Consider the following 15,412-nt stretch of genomic DNA (forward strand, 5'->3'; position numbering starts at 1 on the left):
ACGCAACGGCCCCGGCCGGAGCCCTGAGGGCGGGGTGTGCCGTGTCAGCCACTGTCCTGCTCCTCGGTCTCCATCAACTGGATCCCCTTGTGCGTCAGTGTGACCATCGCGGGTGTGTTTCCTCGCTCCCAGTCGACCTGGATCAGTCCCTCGGCCGCCAGGTACGTGCACGCGGCGGCCAGGTCCTCCTCGGGCATCGCGGGATCCTCGCGCAGCTGCGCCCCGGTGAGGCCGAGGAGGCGGTTGCCTTCGATGGCCTCGTACAGGGTCTTCATGATCGTCTCGCGGTAGTGCTGCCGCTCGTGCAACGTCGTCATGGTCGCCTGCCTCTCGTGCCGGCGCCGGCGGAAACCCGTACGTCCGGGGCGGTGTCCTCCCTCCCCGCTGAGGGGCATCCTCCTCAGACCTCGTCCGGCTGTGTGTGATCGCCCCGGGAGGACTGGCTGGTCAACAGCCAGGAGCGCACCGGCTCCGCCATGCGCGTGGTGTCCACGGTGAGGTGCAGGCGTGTTCCGCCGTCGGTGGATACGGGGTAGCTGCGCGCTTCGGTGGCGGCGAAACAACGGCGGAGAGTCTCCGCGACATGGCGAGCCGTCTCCGGGTCCGCGGCGACGATACGAACCTCCGCGTGCCCGGCCGACGGCAGTTCCGGTGACTTCATGGTGACCCCTTGCTCTCTAAGGGCGATGTGCATCAGGGGCGACGTGCAGGCGGGTGTGACGGCCGTCGCCCCACACCCACCCTGGCTGGAAGCAGGCCGGCGTCATCGGCGGCTCCTCTCTCGATGCTCACGGCATGTGGCGTCGGCAGGAGGATCCTTCGGTACGGCGGCACGTGGGCTCTTACGGATCCGCCGACCGATTCCCGGCAGGGCGTCGCTGTAGCGGAACGCCCCGATCCTGTCGTCATGCTGCGCGTTGAGCCGGTGGATCAGGAACATTCCCGCGATGATCATGAAGATGATCACGGCGACGGTGACGGCTGTCTCCACGTCGTCACCTCCTCAGGGCGGAACTCGAGGTCCCGGTCGAGGTTCCGGCGGCCGAAGCGGCTCCGCCGTCGGTCTCCCGTTCCTCATCCCGGTTCCGGGCCTCTGCCGCGTCGTGGCTCATGGCCTCGTCGGCCATCAGGCCACTGGCGGTGCGGATACCTCCCGGAACGGCTGCTGCTGCCATCAGCCGGGCGGCAGCGGCCGGCTCCGTCTCCGGAGGGATCACCAGCAGGTCCAGGCGGCCCACCGAGTAGGAGAGGAGCATCACTTTGTTCGAGTCCTGCTCGTCGGCGAACCAGCCGACATGCACCGTGTGCCCGGTGACGGGGACCTTGTGCGGGATGACGGGCCAGTGGGTGGGGTTCACGGTGACGCGGGTGATCCGACCCCAGCACGCGTCCAGCGCGTCCGTCAGTGTGGGGATCTCCCGGAGGAGATCACGGGAGCGGGGCCACCAGGCACCGTCCAGGAGACCTGGAACCGAGCCGGTCGGAGCCAGGGACAGCCGGGCCGACGCCGATGGCAGGTGCTCTTCGATGATCGTAGGTTCGATGGTCGCAGTCATGACGCGGACCTGTCCCCGGGCTTCGTCTTGGAGGCCGGTGTTGTTGCTCGCCGGAAATGGCACCGGCACGGCGGCCGGTGTGCGAAGTACTCCCGGTCCTTTCACTCTACGCCGCCCCGAGGCTCCGGGACGTGCGCGTGAGCAGGCATTTCACCGAGGCAACGAGTCCGGAACCGCCGGCGAGCGCAGCAGGTACGCCGACGCCCGGCTTACGGTGAGAGGACGAGGGCCCGCGTTCGGCGGTGCCCCCGAATCCCGCAGACGGGCGCACGCCATGACCGAATCCGACATCCCTCGCGCCTCCGGGCTCCTGCCGGACGCGATCCATCGGGCCGCGAAACCGGGGACAGTTCTTCTGCGGCTGGAGACGACACAGTCTCGGGAAGGCAACTTCGACGGCGCGTGGTGGCCGCGTACCCGCGACATTGGCGCGGAGCTGCCCGGCCTCATCCAGGTGCTGACCGGACACCTGGGCCCCATCACGCGTGTCGGCCTGGACGCTGCCGCATGGGACGGACTTCCCACACGCCTGGTCATCGACGACCGGGTCGTCCATATCGACTCCTTCCCGGTCGGTGATGGCACCATCCTGATCACTCGGGGCGACCAGGACCACTTCTCCCTTCTCGTGGTCCCGCCGCACGCGACAGCCGACGCCGCCCGTGCCGCGATGGCCAGAGCCGTCCGGGCCGACAACATCACCCGTGCCGCACAGATCCTCATCGACACCGGCACCCATCAGGCACACCCGATTCCCGCGGAGAGCCCTCGGACCGACGAGGAACGCCACGAGCCCGAGGAATGACGTCTGGAGGTCCGGGCGTGCGTAGGGCTGTCTCCGCCGGACGGCGCCTGCTTCAAGGCGATCGAGGGGGGTGCCGCCCGTCGGGGTGGATGCCCGGTAGTGGTGTCCGCTGATGTTCCGCTGGTGCCGTTAGGGTGCGCGACATGGCCCGTACCCGGCTGTACCGCGACGGCTCCCTGGTCGAGGAGGACTTCCCGGTCCGGGACATCTCCCAGCATCTGGCGGATCCGTCTTCGACCGTGTGGTTGGACCTGTACCGCCCGAACCGCGCCGAGTTCACGGCGGTCGGCGAGGAACTCGGTCTCCACGAGCTGGCTCTCGAGGGCGCGCTGCACGAGAGACAGCGGGCGAAACTCGACAACTACCGCACCCATCACTTCCTGAGTGTCTACGGGGTTGCCGTCGCCCCGGACGGCGCAGGACTGACGATGAGCGAGCTCGCGGTCATCCTCACGCCGCAGGCGCTGATCACCGTCCGCAAGGACCCCGCGTTCGCCCTCGACGAGCTCGTCGCCCGCTGGGACCGTACCCCGGCTCTGGCGGCACACGGGGTCGCCTTTCTGCTCCACGGTCTGCTCGACCATGTCGTCGACGGGCACTTCGCCGCGGTACAGCAACTCGACGAACGCATCGAGGAACTGGACGCTCTGCTCTTCGCCGAAGGCGGCCGGCAGATCCAGACCGTACAGCGCCAGTCCTACGCCCTGCGGAAATCACTGGTCCGGCTCCGTCGCGTGGTCCTGCCCATGCGGGAGGTCGTCAACGCTCTCATGCGCCCCGACTTAGGAGTCGTCGACGGCCCCTTGCTGCCGTACTACCGCGATGTGTACGACCACGTGCTGCGGGCCGGCGAGTGGACGGAGTCGCTGCGTGACCTGGTGGCCTCGGTGATGGAGACCAACCTGTCGGTGCAGGCGAACCGGATGAACCTGATCATGAAGAAGGTGACGAGCTGGGCCGCGATCATCGCCGTGCCCACGGCGATCACCGGCTTCTACGGACAGAACCTTCCCTACCCCGGCTTCGGACACCAGTCGGGATTCATCGTTTCCAGCGCTGTCATCGTCGTTGTCTCTCTGGCGCTGTACTTCGCTTTCAAGCACTGGGACTGGCTCTGACCGCACACGCTCCTGCGCGCTCGTCGGCAGGCGGTCCTGGGAGCCGGTTCTCGAAGTCGACTCCCGAATGGTTCCCAAACGGCTCCCAAAATGGGCCCGTACAGCGCATCAGGCCCGGTGCTGATCTCTCAGCACCGGGCCTGACCTGGTTTTACGGCTGTCGGGGTGGCGGGATTTGAACCCACGACCTCTTCGTCCCGAACGAAGCGCGCTGCCAAGCTGCGCTACACCCCGATGTCGCTGCTGTCGCGGCGACGACGTTTACTTTAGCCCACTGGTGGCCGGAGACGAAATCCGGTTTTGGCGCGGCGTCGGACGGGGTTCGGGCGGAGGTGGTCGAGGGCCACCAGGAGGACCGCGAGGCCGTAGATGGCCAGGCCGACGAGGAGGGCGTTGGCGAGGACGCCGCGGTAGCCGTGGTCCGGTGCGTTCAGGAAGGGGTAGAGGACGCGGCCGGGGGTGCCGGGGGCGAGCAGTTCGGCTCGGGTGAGGCAGAAGGCCAGGTAGGCCAGGGGGTAGAGGAGCCAGCTCGCGGCCTGGCGCAGGTGCAGGCGGCCGGGCGGGGTGAGGAGGAGCCAGTCCGCGAGGGCCGCCAGCGGGAGCGCCACGTGGAGGACCTGGAGGAGGGTCCACTGGCCGTGCCACGGCGCCGGCAGCCGGGTCGCGTCCGTCATCGAGAACGGGGGTGTCGAGTGGTCCAGCAGCAGGTGGTAGACGAGGGCGCCGACCGTGACGTAGAGGAGCGTGGCGCCTGTCACGCCGGACGGGAGGGGGCGGCGGGCCGCCCACGCCCGCTGGGCCGACAGGGCCATGACCACGGCCAGCAGGATGCCCGTCTGGATGCTGAAGTAGCTCAGCATGCGCAGCGGGGCGCCGACCAGGAGTTCCACGGTCACCGCGGCGGCTGCCAGCAGGGCCACCAGGAGGCGGTAGGCCGCGGTCAGGGGGTGGCGGACGGGAGTCATCACCGCGGTGGCCGGCACGGCCGAGGGCAGCAGGATGGGCGCGTTCCTCGGGACCGCGGGGAGGTCCGGGATGTCCCTGGGTATCGGGGCCGTCATGCCCTCACGCTAAGCAGGTGGGGCAAAAGGGGCGATACGGGTGAGCCGGGTGGGTTAACGGCGTACAGGCGTACGTACGCCGTTGCTCCCGCCCGGCTCGGATCCGCGGACCTCCGGCGGCTACCTCTTCGGCTACCTCTTGCTCACCAGCGTCAGCAGCGTCGCCTCCGGCGGGCACGCGAACCGTACGGGCGTGTAGCGGTTCGTGCCGCAGCCCGCCGAGACGTGCAGGTACGACGTACGGCCCTGTGCCGTGTGCGTCGACAGGCCCTTCACGCGGTCCGTGTCCAGGTCGCAGTTGGTGACCAGGGCGCCGTAGAAGGGGATGCAGAGCTGGCCGCCGTGTGTGTGGCCGGCCAGGACCAGCGGGTAGTCGTCCGCGGTGAACGAGTCCAGGACGCGCAGGTACGGCGCGTGGACGACGCCCATCGAGAAGTCGGCCGTACCGGACGGGCCGCCGGCCACCCGGGCGTAGCGGTCGCGCTTGATGTGGGGGTCGTCCAGGCCGGTCAGCTCCACCGAGACGCCCTCGGTCTTCAGCGTCCCCCGGGTGTTCGTCAGGTTCAGCCAGCCCGCCGCGTCGAAGGCGTCCCGCAGGTCCTCCCACGGGTTGTGGATCGCGCCCACGACCGGCGGGTTGCCGTTCAGACCGTGCCGGCCGCTCGTCTTCTCCAGCAGGTAGCGGGCGGGGTTGCGGAGCTTGGGGCCGTAGTAGTCGTTCGAGCCGAAGACGTACGCGCCCGGGAACTCCATCAGGGGGCCGAGGGCGTCCAGGACCTCCGGGACGCCCTCCGGGTCGGACAGGTTGTCGCCCGTGTTGATCACGAAGTCAGGGCGCAGGCCGGCCAGCGACTGGAGCCAGCGGCGCTTCTTGCCCTGGCCGCTCACCATGTGGATGTCGGAGACCTGGAGGACGCGGAGCGGACGCATGCCCTCCGGGAGCACCGGGACGGTCACCCGGCGGAGTCTGAAGGCGCGGGCCTCGATCCCCGCCGCATACGCCAGACCGGCCGCGCCGGCCGCCATGATTCCCAGGGGTACTCCGTATCGCGCACGCATACGCCCATCGTGACAGACCACGTCAACGCGCTGAGCCAGGGCGTCCCTCAAGGAGAGGGGACGACGGCCCGGGGGCGCCGTAAATCGACGGGCGGCGCGGCCGGCGCACCTGCGACAATCGATGACATGACCACCACGCTCAAGTCGAAGCTGCACGACGACCTCAACGCCGCGATCAAGGAGCGCGACGGGCTCCGCTCCTCCACGCTGCGCCTGACGCTCGCCGCGATCACCAAGGAGGAGGTCGCGGGCAAGGAGAAGCGCGAGCTCTCCGACGACGAGGTCCTCAAGGTGATCACCAAGGAGGCCAAGAAGCGCCGCGAGGCGGCCGAGGCCTTCGCGCAGGGTGGTCGTGCCGAGCAGGCCGAGCGGGAGAAGGCGGAGGGCGAGGTGCTCGCCACGTACCTGCCGAAGCAGCTCTCCGACGAGGAGCTGAACCAGATCGTGGCCCAGGCCGTCGAGGAGGCCAAGGCCGCTGGTGCCGAGGGTCCGCGGGCCATGGGCGCCGTCATGAAGATCGTGAACCCGAAGGTGGCGGGCCAGGCCGAGGGCGGCCGGGTCGCCGCCGTCGTCAAGAAGCTGCTCCAGGGCTGACCGGCCCCCGGCTCCGAGTAGCCCTTACGAGGACCAGGGCCGCACCCCCGGATCCCGATCACGGATCCCGGAGTGCGGCCCTGTCGCGTTGCTCAGGTCCCCAGTGGGGCCTCAGGGGCGTCGGCCCCCGTTGTTGCCTCCGTTGTTCTGGCCGCCCGTGACGCCGCCGCCCGGGAGCGTGACGGAGGGCGCCGGGAGCGGGCCGCCGTTCTGGCCGCCGGTCTGGCCTCCGAAGAGGCCGCCGATGAAGCCGCCGGCGTTGCCGTTCCCGTCGCCGCGGCCGTTGCCCTGACCCCGGCCGCCCTTGTCCTTGTCCTTGTCCCTTTCGTCGTCCGGGATGTCGACCAGGGTGAAGGACAGCGCGGGCTTGCCCGCCAGGGCGCCGGTCACCGCGTCCTTCCAGATCGGGCCGGGGACGTCGGCGCCGTAGACCAGCGGGTGGTACGAGCCGCCGATGGTGATGTTCTTCATCTGCACGTCCTGCCGGGCGCTGCCGACCCAGACCGCGCCGGCCAGGTTGGGCGTGTAGCCGACGAACCACGCGTTCTTGCGTTCGTCCGTCGTACCCGTCTTGCCCGCGCTCTCCCGGTCGGTGAGGCCCGCCTGCTGGCCGGTGCCGGAGTCGACCACCCCGCGCAGCAGGGTGTTGATCGTGTCGGCGGTCTTCTCGTTCATCGCGCGTGAGCACGTCGACTTCGGGACCGGCAGCGACTTCTCCTCGTTGCCGACCTTCTGCGTGATCGCCTCGATGGCGACCGGCGTGCAGTACATGCCGCGGGAGGCGAACGTGGCGTACGCGCTGGCCATCGTGAGCGGGGACAGGCCGATCGAGCCGAGCGCGATGGCGGGCTTCTCGGGGAGCTTGTCGCCGTTGCCCTGCACCACGTGCAGCGCGTCGGTCATCTTGACCACCGGGCACAGACCGATGTCGGAGATCATCTGCACGAAGTAGGTGTTGACCGACTTCGCCATGGCCTCCTTCATCCGGTACGGGCCGACTTCCTCGCGGTTCTCGTTCTCGACCTTGTCGCGGTCGACGTTGACCCACGGCTTGCCGCCGCACGTCTGCACCGGGCTCGGGTACGGCATCTGGTACGGCGAGGGGTACTCCTGGGTCGCCGGCCTCCCGCCCTCGATCGCGGCCGCGGCCACGAACGGCTTGAACGTCGAGCCGGTCGGGAAGCCGAAGTTGGAGCCGCCCATGGAGTGGTCGACGGAGAAGTTGTACTCGGTCTCGTCCTTGCCGTAGCCGAACGGCTTCGACTGGCCCATGCCGAGGATCTTGCCCGTGCCCGGCTCGACCAGGGTGGCGGCCGCGGCGACCGGGTCGGACTGGTTGACGTGGTCCTTGAGCGAGGTCTGGACCGAGTCCTGCGCCTGCGGGTCGAGCGTCGTACGGATCGTCAGGCCGCCGCGGTTCCAGACCTTCGCGCGAGCCTCCCTGGTCTTGCCGAAGACCGGGTCGTTGAGGAAGACGTTCTCGACGTACTTGCAGAAGAAGCCCGAGCCCTTGACCGCCGTGATGCAGCCGTTCTTGGGCTGGCTCACGTGCAGCCCGAGCGGCTGGCGCTTGGCCTCCTCGGCCTCCGCGGGGGAGATGTCGCCGACCTCGGCCATGCGCTGGAGCACGATGTTGCGGCGCTTGGTGGCCTCGGCCTCGTCGTTCACCGGGTCGTAGCGGCTCGGCGACTGGACGATGCCGGCCAGGAGGGCGGCCTCCTGGAGGTTGAGGTCCTTGGCGTGCTTGGAGAAGTAGCGCTGCGAGGCCGCCTCGACGCCGTAGGCCTGCTCCCCGAAGAACGTGATGTTCAGGTAGTTCTCGAGGATCTTCTTCTTGCCGAGCTTCTCCTCGATCTGGATCGCGTACTTCAGCTCGCGGACCTTGCGGCCCAGCGTCTGCTGTGTGGCCTGCGCGACCTTCGTCGGGTCGTCGCCGGCCTCCTCGATGAAGTAGTTCTTCACCAGCTGCTGGGTGAGCGTCGAGGCGCCCTGGGCGACCCCGCCGCTCTGCGCGTTCTTGTTCAGCGCGCGCAGGACGCCCTTCAGGTCGATCGCGCCGTGCTGGTAGAAGCGCGAGTCCTCGATCGCGACGATCGCCTTCTGCATGTACGGCGAGATGTCCGTGAGGTCCATCACCGTGCGGTCGCGCGAGTAGACGGACGCGATCTGGTTGTTCTGGCTGTCGAGGATCGTCGTCCGCTGGCTGAGCTGAGGGCTCTTCAGATTGGCCGGGATCTCGTCGAAGCTCTTGACCGAGCCCTTGGCGGCGAGCCCGAGCGCGCCGGCCGCGGGCAGTGCGATGCCCGCCATCACCGCTCCGGCGAGCACACTGACACCGAGGAACTTGGCGGCCTGCTGCATGGGCGACAGACCACCGCCCGAGCGCTTCTTTGGCATGGGGGCAGCCTAATCCGAAGTGATGAGCATTCCGCGGGAGCGGGTGTTCCTCGGGATGTTCGAGTACCGGATCGTGACATCGCGGTTCGCCGGACAGGCGTGGATGCCTTGGCCTAAGCTGCTCTCAACTGTCACGGCAGCGCGGTCACGTATCAATACGTCCGGCGACCCCGAATCGTTCCGGATCTTCTCGGCTTTCTTCCGCGGATCGTTCCGTCGGGCATGGCAAGACGAGTGGGCGGCGTGTCCGAATTCGCCTCGTGTGTCATCCGGCGTCCGCTGTGGCGCATCACCACTGTCCCGGTTTGCCGGGATGATCACGCATGTCGCCAGCTCACTCCCGCGGGTGATCTGCCGGTAACCCATAGTCCGTTCGGGCCATTCAAGATTGGGCCCGAAGGGGGTGTTGCGCTGTGCCCACCTTCCGTAACGTCCTCAACTGGCGGCGGTGAATATGCCGCTGCCGCCGTGGGGGAGCCTCGATTCGGGAGAGGACGGCGCCGGTATGGGCTGGGTAACCGACTGGAGTGCGCAGGCCGCCTGCCGCACTACCGATCCGGATGAACTGTTCGTTCAGGGAGCAGCGCAGAACAGGGCCAAGGCGGTGTGCACCGGGTGTCCGGTACGCACCGAGTGTCTGGCCGACGCGCTGGACAACCGCGTCGAGTTCGGCGTGTGGGGAGGCATGACGGAGCGGGAGCGCCGCGCACTGCTGCGCAGGCGCCCCACCGTGACCTCCTGGCGCAGGCTCCTGGAGACCGCACGTCTGGAGTACGAACGGGGCGCCGGGATCGTGCCCCTGGACGACGACGAGGTGTACGAGAACTACGCGGCGGTGAGCTGAGGAGGATCCCTCGGCTCCGGCATGTGCCCGCGGCGTGGGAGCGCGGCGTGGGAGCGCGGCTCCGGTGCACGCGCACATGTCCAGGGCGCCGACGCCGGTGGCGTATGGCCGCGGCGCCTGCCTCCGGACCGCCTGCCCGTCATCGCCTCGGGCAGTGCTGCCGGCAGCCCGTGCCCGGCTCAGGTGGAGCTCCGTCGCCTGCCCGGCCGCGTCAGGCAGGACTTACGCACTTACGCACGTACGCCGGACAACTGGGCGTTCACGCCTCCGTGTCAGGCCCGTCCGAGGGTCGGCTCGCCAGGCGGTCGCCGATTTCCCGTAGGCCCGTGAGGTCGTGGACGTCGCCGGGGAGCGCGGCGACCTCCACCACCGGTACCTCGGGGTGGAGTGCCGCGAAACGGTCGCGGGTGCGTCGTTCGCGGGTGAGCAGGTGCATGCGGTCGGCGTGCAGCCTCAGCAGGCCTGCCGTGAGCCGGTCGACGACGCTGTCCGGTCCGGCGGGGGAGTGGGACGCGGACGCGGGCGAACCGGAGGGCGGGGCCGAAGATGAACTGCCGTGTGGATCGGGAGAGTTACGAAGTCCAGCTTTCCCGTCGCCCTGATCCACAATGCGGGGCTCCGCAAGATTTTCCGCCGCGGCCAGCGACCGCTCGGCGGACAGCCGGTCGGCGCCGCTGCCGTGGACGCGGTTGAGCACGAGCCCGACGAGCGGCATGCCCTCCGCGGCCAGCCGCTCCACGAAGTACGCGGCCTCGCGCAGCGCGTCCCGCTCTGGCGCCGCCACCACCAGGAACGCCGTGCCGGGTGCCTGGAGCAGCTTGTACGTGGCGTCCGCGCGCGTACGGAAGCCGCCGAACGTCGTGTCCATCGCGGAGACGAAGGTCTGGACGTCCTTCAGGAACGGCCCGCCGAGCAGCTTGCCCAGCGTGCCGGTCATCATCGACATGCCGATGTTGAGGAAGGCCATTCCGGCGCGGCCGCCGAGCTTCGCCGGCGCCGTCAGCACCCGGATCAACCGCCCGTCCAGGAAGGACCCCAGCCGCTTCGGCGCGTCCAGGAAGTCCAGCGCGGAGCGGGACGGCGGGGTGTCGACGACGATCAGGTCCCACTCGTCCGTCGAGCGCAGCTGGCCCAGCTTCTCCATCGCCATGTACTCCTGCGTGCCCGCGAAGCCCGCCGAGAGTGACTGGTAGAAGGGGTTCGCCAGGATCGTGGCCGCCCGCTCGGGGTCCGCGTGCGCCTCGACGACCTCGTCGAAGGTGCGCTTCATGTCGAGCATCATGGCGTGCAGTTCGCCGCCCGACTGCTCCCCGCCCCGGTCCTCGGTGCCCTTGACCCGGCGCGGGACGTTGTCCAGCGAGTCGATGCCCATCGACTGGGCGAGCCGCTTGGCCGGGTCGATGGTCAGCACCACGGCCTTGCGTCCGCGCTCCGCCGCCCGCAGCCCGAGCGCCGCCGCGGTCGTCGTCTTGCCGACGCCGCCCGAGCCGCAGCACACCACGATCCGGGTGTCCGGGTCGTCGAGCAGCGCGTCGACGTCGAGCGCGGGCGCGGGTGAGACGGGGGAGACCCGGTGACGGGCGGGGTCCTGTGCGTGGGCCGGGTCCGGACTCATGACATCCCCTGTTCTGACATGCCCTGCTCCCGCAATTCGGTGGCCAGTTCGTACACGCCCGCGAGGTCCATTTCCTCGGCGAACAAAGGCAGTTCGTGCAGCGGCAGATCCAGCTCGCGGAGGACCGCGCGCTGCTCGTGCTCCAGCGCGTACCGCTCGGCGTACTCCGCGGCCTGGTCGAGCAGCGGCGTCACCAGCCGCTCCGCGTTGCCGCCGCGGCGCGCGCCGCCCAGTCCGGCGGCCGACAGCGACTTGGCCACCGCGGTGCGCGGCACGGTCCGTACGAGTTCCAGGTCGGCGGCGTCCAGCACCTGCGGGCGCACCATGTTCACGATGATCCGGCCCACCGGCAGCCCCGCCGCCCGCAGTTCGGCGATGCCGTCCGCCGTCTCCTGGACGGGCATCTCCTCCAGCAGCGTGACCATGTGGACCGCGGTCTCCGACGACTTCAGGACCCGCATCACGGCCTGCGCCTGATGGTGTATCGGCCCGATCTTCGCCAGGCCCGCCATCTCGTCGTTCACGTTGAGGAAGCGGGTCACGCGCCCGGTCGGCGGCGCGTCCATGACGACGTGGTCGTAGACGAACCGCCCCTTCTTGTCCTTGCGCCGCACCGCCTCGCACGTCTTGCCGGTCAGCAGGACGTCCCGCAGGCCCGGCGCGATGGTGGTGGCGAAGTCGATCGCGCCGAGTTTCTTCAGGGCCCGGCCGGCGCTTCCCAGCTTGTAGAACATCTGGAGGTACTCCAGCAGGGCCTGTTCGGGGTCGATGGCGAGGGCGTGGACCTCACCGCCCCCCGGTGCGACCGCGATCTTTCTCTCCTCGTACGGCAGCGCCTCCGTCTCGAAGAGCTGTGCGATGCCCTGCCGGCCCTCGACCTCGACGAGGAGCGTCCGCTTCCCCTCCGTGGCCAGGGCCAGCGCGAGGGCGGCGGCGACCGTCGTCTTCCCGGTGCCGCCCTTGCCGCTGACGATCTGGAACCTGCTCACGTCTTCGAGACTAACCAGTCCGGCCACCGCCTACGCGGGAGGCTGTGGATAACAGCGGCTACAGTCGCCGTATGACCAAGTGGGAATACGCAACCGTGCCGCTGCTCGTCCACGCCACGAAGCAGATCCTGGACACCTGGGGCGAGGACGGCTGGGAGCTCGTCCAGGTCGTGCCCGGGCCGAACCCCGAGCAGCTCGTGGCCTACCTGAAGCGGGAGAAGCAGTAATGAGCGCTGTCGAGGCCAGGCTGGCCGAGCTGGGGCTGACCCTGCCCGACGTCGTGCCGCCGCTCGCCGCGTACCAGCCGGCCGTGCAGAGCGGCCCGTACGTCTACACCAGCGGTCAGCTTCCGATGGTGGACGGGCAGTTGCCGGTCACCGGCAAGGTCGGCGCCGAGGTGACCGCCGACGAGGCCAAGGCACTGGCCCGCACCTGCGCGCTGAACGCCCTGGCCGCCGTGAAGTCCGTCGCCGGTGACCTGGACCGCATCGCGCGCGTCGTGAAGGTCGTCGGCTTCGTCGCCTCGGCCTCGGACTTCACCGGCCAGCCCGGTGTGATCAACGGCGCCAGCGAGCTGCTCGGCGAGGTCCTCGGCGACAAGGGCGTGCACGCCCGCAGCGCGGTGGGTGTCGCCGTCCTCCCGCTGGACGCCCCGGTGGAGGTCGAGATCCAGGTCGAGCTGATCCCGTAGGGCCGGGACGGCCCCAGGGACCCCTCGAACATTCGCCCACCACGGGATAGCCTCCGCCCATGGCGAATGGGCAGTGGTATCCCCCGGAGTGGCCCGAGCGCATCCGCGCGCTCGCGGAAGGCACCCTCACGCCGGTGTCCCCGAGGCGCGCCGCGACCGTGATGCTCCTGAAGGACACCACCGGCGGCCCCGCCGTCCATATGCTGCGCAGACGCGCCTCCATGGCTTTCGCCGGGGGCGCGTACGCGTATCCCGGCGGCGGTGTCGACCCGCGCGACGACGATCACCGGATCCGCTGGGCGGGCCCCACGCGCGCGTGGTGGGCCGAGCGGCTCGGCGTCGACGAGAGCGGGGCACAGGCGATCGTCTGCGCGGCCGTGCGCGAGACGTACGAGGAGGCGGGCGTCCTGCTCGCCGGACCCGCCCCCGACTCGGTCGTCGGCGACACCACCGGCGACGACTGGGAGGCCGACCGCGCCGCCCTGGTCGCCCGTGACCTGTCGTTCGCTCAGTTCCTGGACCGGCGAGGCCTGGTCCTGCGCTCCGACCTGCTGGGCCCCTGGGCCCGCTGGATCACGCCGGAGTTCGAGTCCCGCCGGTACGACACCTGGTTCTTCGTCGCCGCCCTCCCCGAGGGCCAGCGCACCCGGAACGCCTCCACCGAGGCCGATCGCACGGTGTGGATCCGGCCCGGGGAGGCCGCGGCCTCGTACGACAAGGGCGAGCTGCTGATGATGCCGCCCACCATCGCGACCCTGCGTCAGCTGACCTCGTACGGCACCGCCGCCGAGGCGCTCGCGGCCGCGCCCGCGCGCGAGATGACGCCGGTGCTGGCCAGCGCCCGCCTGGTGGACGGGGAGATCGTCCTGTCCTGGCCGGGGCACGAGGAGTTCACCAAGCACATCCCGGCCACGCCGAGCGCGGGAGGCCCGGCATGACGCACGCAGCGGCCCTGCCCGGCCAGCCCCGGGGCGGTGTCCTCTCCGGGCCCGCCACCGCGCGCGCGGTCAACGTCCTGGCGCCCAACGCCTCCGCGATGACCCTGGACGGCACGAACACCTGGATCGTCTCCGAGCCCGGCTCCGACGTCGCCGTGGTGATCGACCCGGGCCCCCTGGACGAGGGCCACCTCCAGAACGTCATGGACACGGCCGAGCAGGCCGGCAAGCGCGTCGCGCTGACCCTGCTCACCCACGGCCACGCCGACCACGCCGAGGGCGCCGGCCGCTTCGCCGAGCTGACCCGCACCAAGGTGCGCGCGCTGGACCCGGCGCTGCGGCTGGGCGACGAGGGGCTGGCCGCCGGGGACGTGGTCGCGCTCGACGGCCTGGAGCTGCGCGTCGTCACCACCCCGGGCCACACCTCGGACTCGCTCTGCTTCCACGTCCCGGCCGACCGCGCGGTCCTGACCGGCGACACGATCCTCGGCCGCGGTACGACGATGGTGGCGCACCCCGACGGCCGCCTCGGCGACTATCTGGACTCCCTCAGGCGGCTGAGGTCGCTGACGGTCGACGACGGCGTCCACACCGTCCTCCCCGGCCACGGTCCCGTCCTGGAGGATGCCCAGGGCGCCGTCGAGTTCTACCTGGCCCACCGCGCCCACCGTCTCGCCCAGGTCGAGACGGCCGTCGAGAACGGCCACCGCACCGCCGCCGAGGTCGTCGCCCACGTGTACGCCGACGTCGACCGCTCCCTGTGGCCGGCGGCCGAACTGTCGGTCCGGGCCCAGCTGGAGTACCTGCGCGAGCACGGGCTGATCCAGGAGCCCGGGCTCGGCTGACTCGGGGTCAGTCCGGCCGGGGGGCCTTCGTGCCGTGCACGCGCGTGTACTCCGCCGCGAGCCACGGCCCGAGGTCATCGACGTACGACCGCAGGATGACGCCGTTGCCGCAGGGCTCGTGGCCGTACCGGGCCGCGGAGCGCATCTGCGCCGCCCGCCGCGGGTAGTACGCGCCGAACACCTCGGCCATCGCCGCCAGATCGCTGGTCCAGCCGTTCCACCGGGGCATCACCAGCGTGAACCCCGTCCGCACGAGGTGCCGCGACATGAACCGCACGAGGGGCCGCCTGGCCTCCTCGGTGTCCGCGGCCGCGGCGATCCGCTCGCGCCAGCGCGGGAGGAGCAGGGCGAGGTCCCCGTTGGTCTCGCGGGCCAGGAGCGCGTCGGGCCGGTAGCGGGGCAGGTGCGCGGCGAGATCCTCCCCGAGGAGGGGCGTGCACAGGCAGGAGACGAACCAACCCAGGTCGTACCGCTCCAGCTCGCTCAGCAGCCGCGCCCGGCTGTACAGGAGCGTCCCCACGCCGTCGATCTGCGGGAACGCGGCGTCGAGCGCTTCCCCGAGCGCACGGGCCGCCTCCCGGTCCGCGTCGTCCGGCTCCTCGTGCAGGGCGAGCAGCAGGTCGAGATCGCTGCGTCCCACGCGCGCGGTGCCGCGCGGAATCGACCCGTAGAGGTACGCGCTGTCGAGCCGCGCGCCGAAGGCCTCCGCCAGCCGCTCGCTCGCGGCCGCCACGACCGGGCGGAACGCGTCCGGCACGCGCGTGAGGGATCCTTCGCGGGCGATGAAGCCCCTGGCGTCGAGACCGTGCGGGGCGGGGAGTGCGGACATGCGGTCACTGTGCCCCGCGGGGATGCCGTGGCGCGACGCGTTTCCGGGCGCTTGGAACCCCACTGAGGACG

General features: G+C 70.4%; 18 protein-coding genes and 1 tRNA gene. 8 read left to right on the plus strand and 11 right to left on the minus strand.

The window, feature by feature from the left end; all coding sequences use genetic code 11:
- Positions 1-44: 44 nt before the first annotated feature.
- The 4 genes from QFZ74_RS16855 to QFZ74_RS16870 all read right to left on the minus strand — a co-directional run bounded on the left by QFZ74_RS16855 (position 45) and on the right by QFZ74_RS16870 (position 1,556).
- Positions 45-317, minus strand: coding sequence for a hypothetical protein (locus QFZ74_RS16855; RefSeq protein ID WP_307621636.1), 273 nt, complete (start codon positions 315-317; stop codon positions 45-47).
- Between the two features lie 83 nt (positions 318-400).
- Positions 401-661, minus strand: coding sequence for a hypothetical protein (locus tag QFZ74_RS16860; RefSeq protein ID WP_307621637.1), 261 nt, complete (start codon positions 659-661; stop codon positions 401-403).
- Positions 662-763: 102 nt separating this feature from the next.
- Positions 764-991 carry a hypothetical protein gene (locus tag QFZ74_RS16865; RefSeq protein ID WP_307621638.1) on the minus strand — a complete coding sequence of 76 codons (228 nt, stop codon included), beginning with the start codon at positions 989-991 and terminating at the stop codon, positions 764-766.
- A 4-nt stretch (positions 992-995) separates the two neighbouring features.
- Entirely contained in the window at positions 996-1,556 is a 561-nt protein-coding gene (locus QFZ74_RS16870; RefSeq protein ID WP_307621639.1) for a DUF5994 family protein, read from the minus strand.
- Positions 1,557-1,830: 274 nt separating this feature from the next.
- Here QFZ74_RS16870 and QFZ74_RS16875 point away from each other — a divergent pair, with 274 nt between their 5' ends.
- A complete protein-coding gene (locus QFZ74_RS16875) occupies positions 1,831-2,361 on the plus strand; it encodes a DUF5994 family protein (RefSeq protein WP_307621640.1) in 531 nt (176 codons plus the stop codon).
- A gap of 143 nt (positions 2,362-2,504) precedes the next feature.
- Positions 2,505-3,479: a magnesium transporter CorA family protein gene (locus tag QFZ74_RS16880; protein ID WP_307621641.1), complete on the plus strand. Its 975-nt coding sequence runs from the start codon at positions 2,505-2,507 to the stop codon at positions 3,477-3,479.
- Positions 3,480-3,639: 160 nt separating this feature from the next.
- On the opposite strand, the gene QFZ74_RS16885 is transcribed toward QFZ74_RS16880, so the two are convergent.
- From QFZ74_RS16885 to QFZ74_RS16895, 3 genes are all read right to left on the minus strand, one after another.
- Positions 3,640-3,713, minus strand: a tRNA-Pro gene (locus tag QFZ74_RS16885).
- Between the two features lie 32 nt (positions 3,714-3,745).
- Positions 3,746-4,540 carry a Pr6Pr family membrane protein gene (locus QFZ74_RS16890; RefSeq protein ID WP_307621642.1) on the minus strand — a complete coding sequence of 265 codons (795 nt, stop codon included), beginning with the start codon at positions 4,538-4,540 and terminating at the stop codon, positions 3,746-3,748.
- Positions 4,541-4,672: 132 nt separating this feature from the next.
- Positions 4,673-5,599, minus strand: a complete 927-nt coding sequence (locus tag QFZ74_RS16895) for a metallophosphoesterase (RefSeq protein WP_307621643.1) — start codon at positions 5,597-5,599, stop codon at positions 4,673-4,675.
- A gap of 126 nt (positions 5,600-5,725) precedes the next feature.
- Between QFZ74_RS16895 and QFZ74_RS16900 the strand changes: the two genes are divergently transcribed.
- Positions 5,726-6,193: a GatB/YqeY domain-containing protein gene (locus tag QFZ74_RS16900; RefSeq protein ID WP_307621644.1), complete on the plus strand. Its 468-nt coding sequence runs from the start codon at positions 5,726-5,728 to the stop codon at positions 6,191-6,193.
- A gap of 111 nt (positions 6,194-6,304) precedes the next feature.
- Here QFZ74_RS16900 and QFZ74_RS16905 read toward each other — a convergent pair whose 3' ends face one another.
- The gene (locus tag QFZ74_RS16905; RefSeq protein ID WP_307621645.1) at positions 6,305-8,590 is read right to left on the minus strand and encodes a transglycosylase domain-containing protein; all 2,286 of its coding nucleotides are present in this window, start codon (positions 8,588-8,590) and stop codon (positions 6,305-6,307) included.
- Positions 8,591-9,095: 505 nt separating this feature from the next.
- Here QFZ74_RS16905 and wblA point away from each other — a divergent pair.
- The gene (gene wblA / locus QFZ74_RS16910; RefSeq protein ID WP_307621646.1) at positions 9,096-9,434 is read left to right on the plus strand and encodes a transcriptional regulator WblA; all 339 of its coding nucleotides are present in this window, start codon (positions 9,096-9,098) and stop codon (positions 9,432-9,434) included.
- A gap of 259 nt (positions 9,435-9,693) precedes the next feature.
- Here the strand turns inward: wblA and QFZ74_RS16915 are convergent, their stop codons facing one another.
- Both QFZ74_RS16915 and QFZ74_RS16920 read right to left on the minus strand, forming a co-directional pair.
- Positions 9,694-11,049, minus strand: coding sequence for an ArsA family ATPase (locus QFZ74_RS16915; RefSeq protein ID WP_307621647.1), 1,356 nt, complete (start codon positions 11,047-11,049; stop codon positions 9,694-9,696).
- Positions 11,046-12,038, minus strand: a complete 993-nt coding sequence (locus QFZ74_RS16920) for an ArsA-related P-loop ATPase (protein ID WP_307621648.1) — start codon at positions 12,036-12,038, stop codon at positions 11,046-11,048. Before QFZ74_RS16920 ends, QFZ74_RS16915 begins: the two co-directional genes overlap by 4 nt.
- Before the next feature lie 71 nt (positions 12,039-12,109).
- On the opposite strand from QFZ74_RS16920, the gene QFZ74_RS16925 reads away from it, so the two are divergent.
- From QFZ74_RS16925 to QFZ74_RS16940, 4 genes are read left to right on the plus strand one after another with little or no spacing between them, the layout of a single operon-like run.
- Positions 12,110-12,265 (plus strand): DUF4177 domain-containing protein, encoded by a 156-nt coding sequence (locus tag QFZ74_RS16925; RefSeq protein ID WP_100202903.1) that lies wholly within the window; start codon positions 12,110-12,112, stop codon positions 12,263-12,265.
- Positions 12,265-12,729, plus strand: coding sequence for a RidA family protein (locus QFZ74_RS16930; protein WP_307621649.1), 465 nt, complete (start codon positions 12,265-12,267; stop codon positions 12,727-12,729). Before QFZ74_RS16925 ends, QFZ74_RS16930 begins: the two co-directional genes overlap by 1 nt.
- A gap of 59 nt (positions 12,730-12,788) precedes the next feature.
- The gene (locus tag QFZ74_RS16935; RefSeq protein ID WP_307621650.1) at positions 12,789-13,667 is read left to right on the plus strand and encodes an NUDIX hydrolase; all 879 of its coding nucleotides are present in this window, start codon (positions 12,789-12,791) and stop codon (positions 13,665-13,667) included.
- Complete coding sequence (locus QFZ74_RS16940) at positions 13,664-14,512, plus strand: MBL fold metallo-hydrolase (RefSeq protein WP_307621651.1); 849 nt, start codon at positions 13,664-13,666, stop codon at positions 14,510-14,512. The genes QFZ74_RS16935 and QFZ74_RS16940 overlap by 4 nt, the downstream gene beginning before the upstream one ends.
- Positions 14,513-14,519: 7 nt before the next feature.
- Here QFZ74_RS16940 and QFZ74_RS16945 read toward each other — a convergent pair whose 3' ends face one another.
- A complete protein-coding gene (locus QFZ74_RS16945) occupies positions 14,520-15,341 on the minus strand; it encodes a nucleotidyltransferase domain-containing protein (protein WP_307621652.1) in 822 nt (273 codons plus the stop codon).
- Positions 15,342-15,412: the final 71 nt, after the last annotated feature.

Source organism: Streptomyces sp. V3I7 (genome assembly GCF_030817495.1).
In the GTDB taxonomy this organism is placed as follows: Bacteria; Actinomycetota; Actinomycetes; order Streptomycetales; family Streptomycetaceae; genus Streptomyces.

Coding starts and splice junctions, on each gene's coding strand:
- QFZ74_RS16855 (WP_307621636.1), bottom strand. CDS start 317: ATGACGACGTTGCACGAGCGGCAGCACTACCGCGAGACGATCATGAAG.
- QFZ74_RS16860 (WP_307621637.1), bottom strand. CDS start 661: ATGAAGTCACCGGAACTGCCGTCGGCCGGGCACGCGGAGGTTCGTATC.
- QFZ74_RS16870 (WP_307621639.1), bottom strand. CDS start 1,556: ATGACTGCGACCATCGAACCTACGATCATCGAAGAGCACCTGCCATCG.
- QFZ74_RS16875 (WP_307621640.1), top strand. CDS start 1,831: ATGACCGAATCCGACATCCCTCGCGCCTCCGGGCTCCTGCCGGACGCG.
- QFZ74_RS16880 (WP_307621641.1), top strand. CDS start 2,505: ATGGCCCGTACCCGGCTGTACCGCGACGGCTCCCTGGTCGAGGAGGAC.
- QFZ74_RS16890 (WP_307621642.1), bottom strand. CDS start 4,540: ATGACGGCCCCGATACCCAGGGACATCCCGGACCTCCCCGCGGTCCCG.
- QFZ74_RS16895 (WP_307621643.1), bottom strand. CDS start 5,599: ATGCGTGCGCGATACGGAGTACCCCTGGGAATCATGGCGGCCGGCGCG.
- QFZ74_RS16900 (WP_307621644.1), top strand. CDS start 5,726: ATGACCACCACGCTCAAGTCGAAGCTGCACGACGACCTCAACGCCGCG.
- QFZ74_RS16905 (WP_307621645.1), bottom strand. CDS start 8,590: ATGCCAAAGAAGCGCTCGGGCGGTGGTCTGTCGCCCATGCAGCAGGCC.
- wblA (WP_307621646.1), top strand. CDS start 9,096: ATGGGCTGGGTAACCGACTGGAGTGCGCAGGCCGCCTGCCGCACTACC.
- QFZ74_RS16915 (WP_307621647.1), bottom strand. CDS start 11,049: ATGAGTCCGGACCCGGCCCACGCACAGGACCCCGCCCGTCACCGGGTC.
- QFZ74_RS16925 (WP_100202903.1), top strand. CDS start 12,110: ATGACCAAGTGGGAATACGCAACCGTGCCGCTGCTCGTCCACGCCACG.
- QFZ74_RS16930 (WP_307621649.1), top strand. CDS start 12,265: ATGAGCGCTGTCGAGGCCAGGCTGGCCGAGCTGGGGCTGACCCTGCCC.
- QFZ74_RS16935 (WP_307621650.1), top strand. CDS start 12,789: ATGGCGAATGGGCAGTGGTATCCCCCGGAGTGGCCCGAGCGCATCCGC.
- QFZ74_RS16940 (WP_307621651.1), top strand. CDS start 13,664: ATGACGCACGCAGCGGCCCTGCCCGGCCAGCCCCGGGGCGGTGTCCTC.
- QFZ74_RS16945 (WP_307621652.1), bottom strand. CDS start 15,341: ATGTCCGCACTCCCCGCCCCGCACGGTCTCGACGCCAGGGGCTTCATC.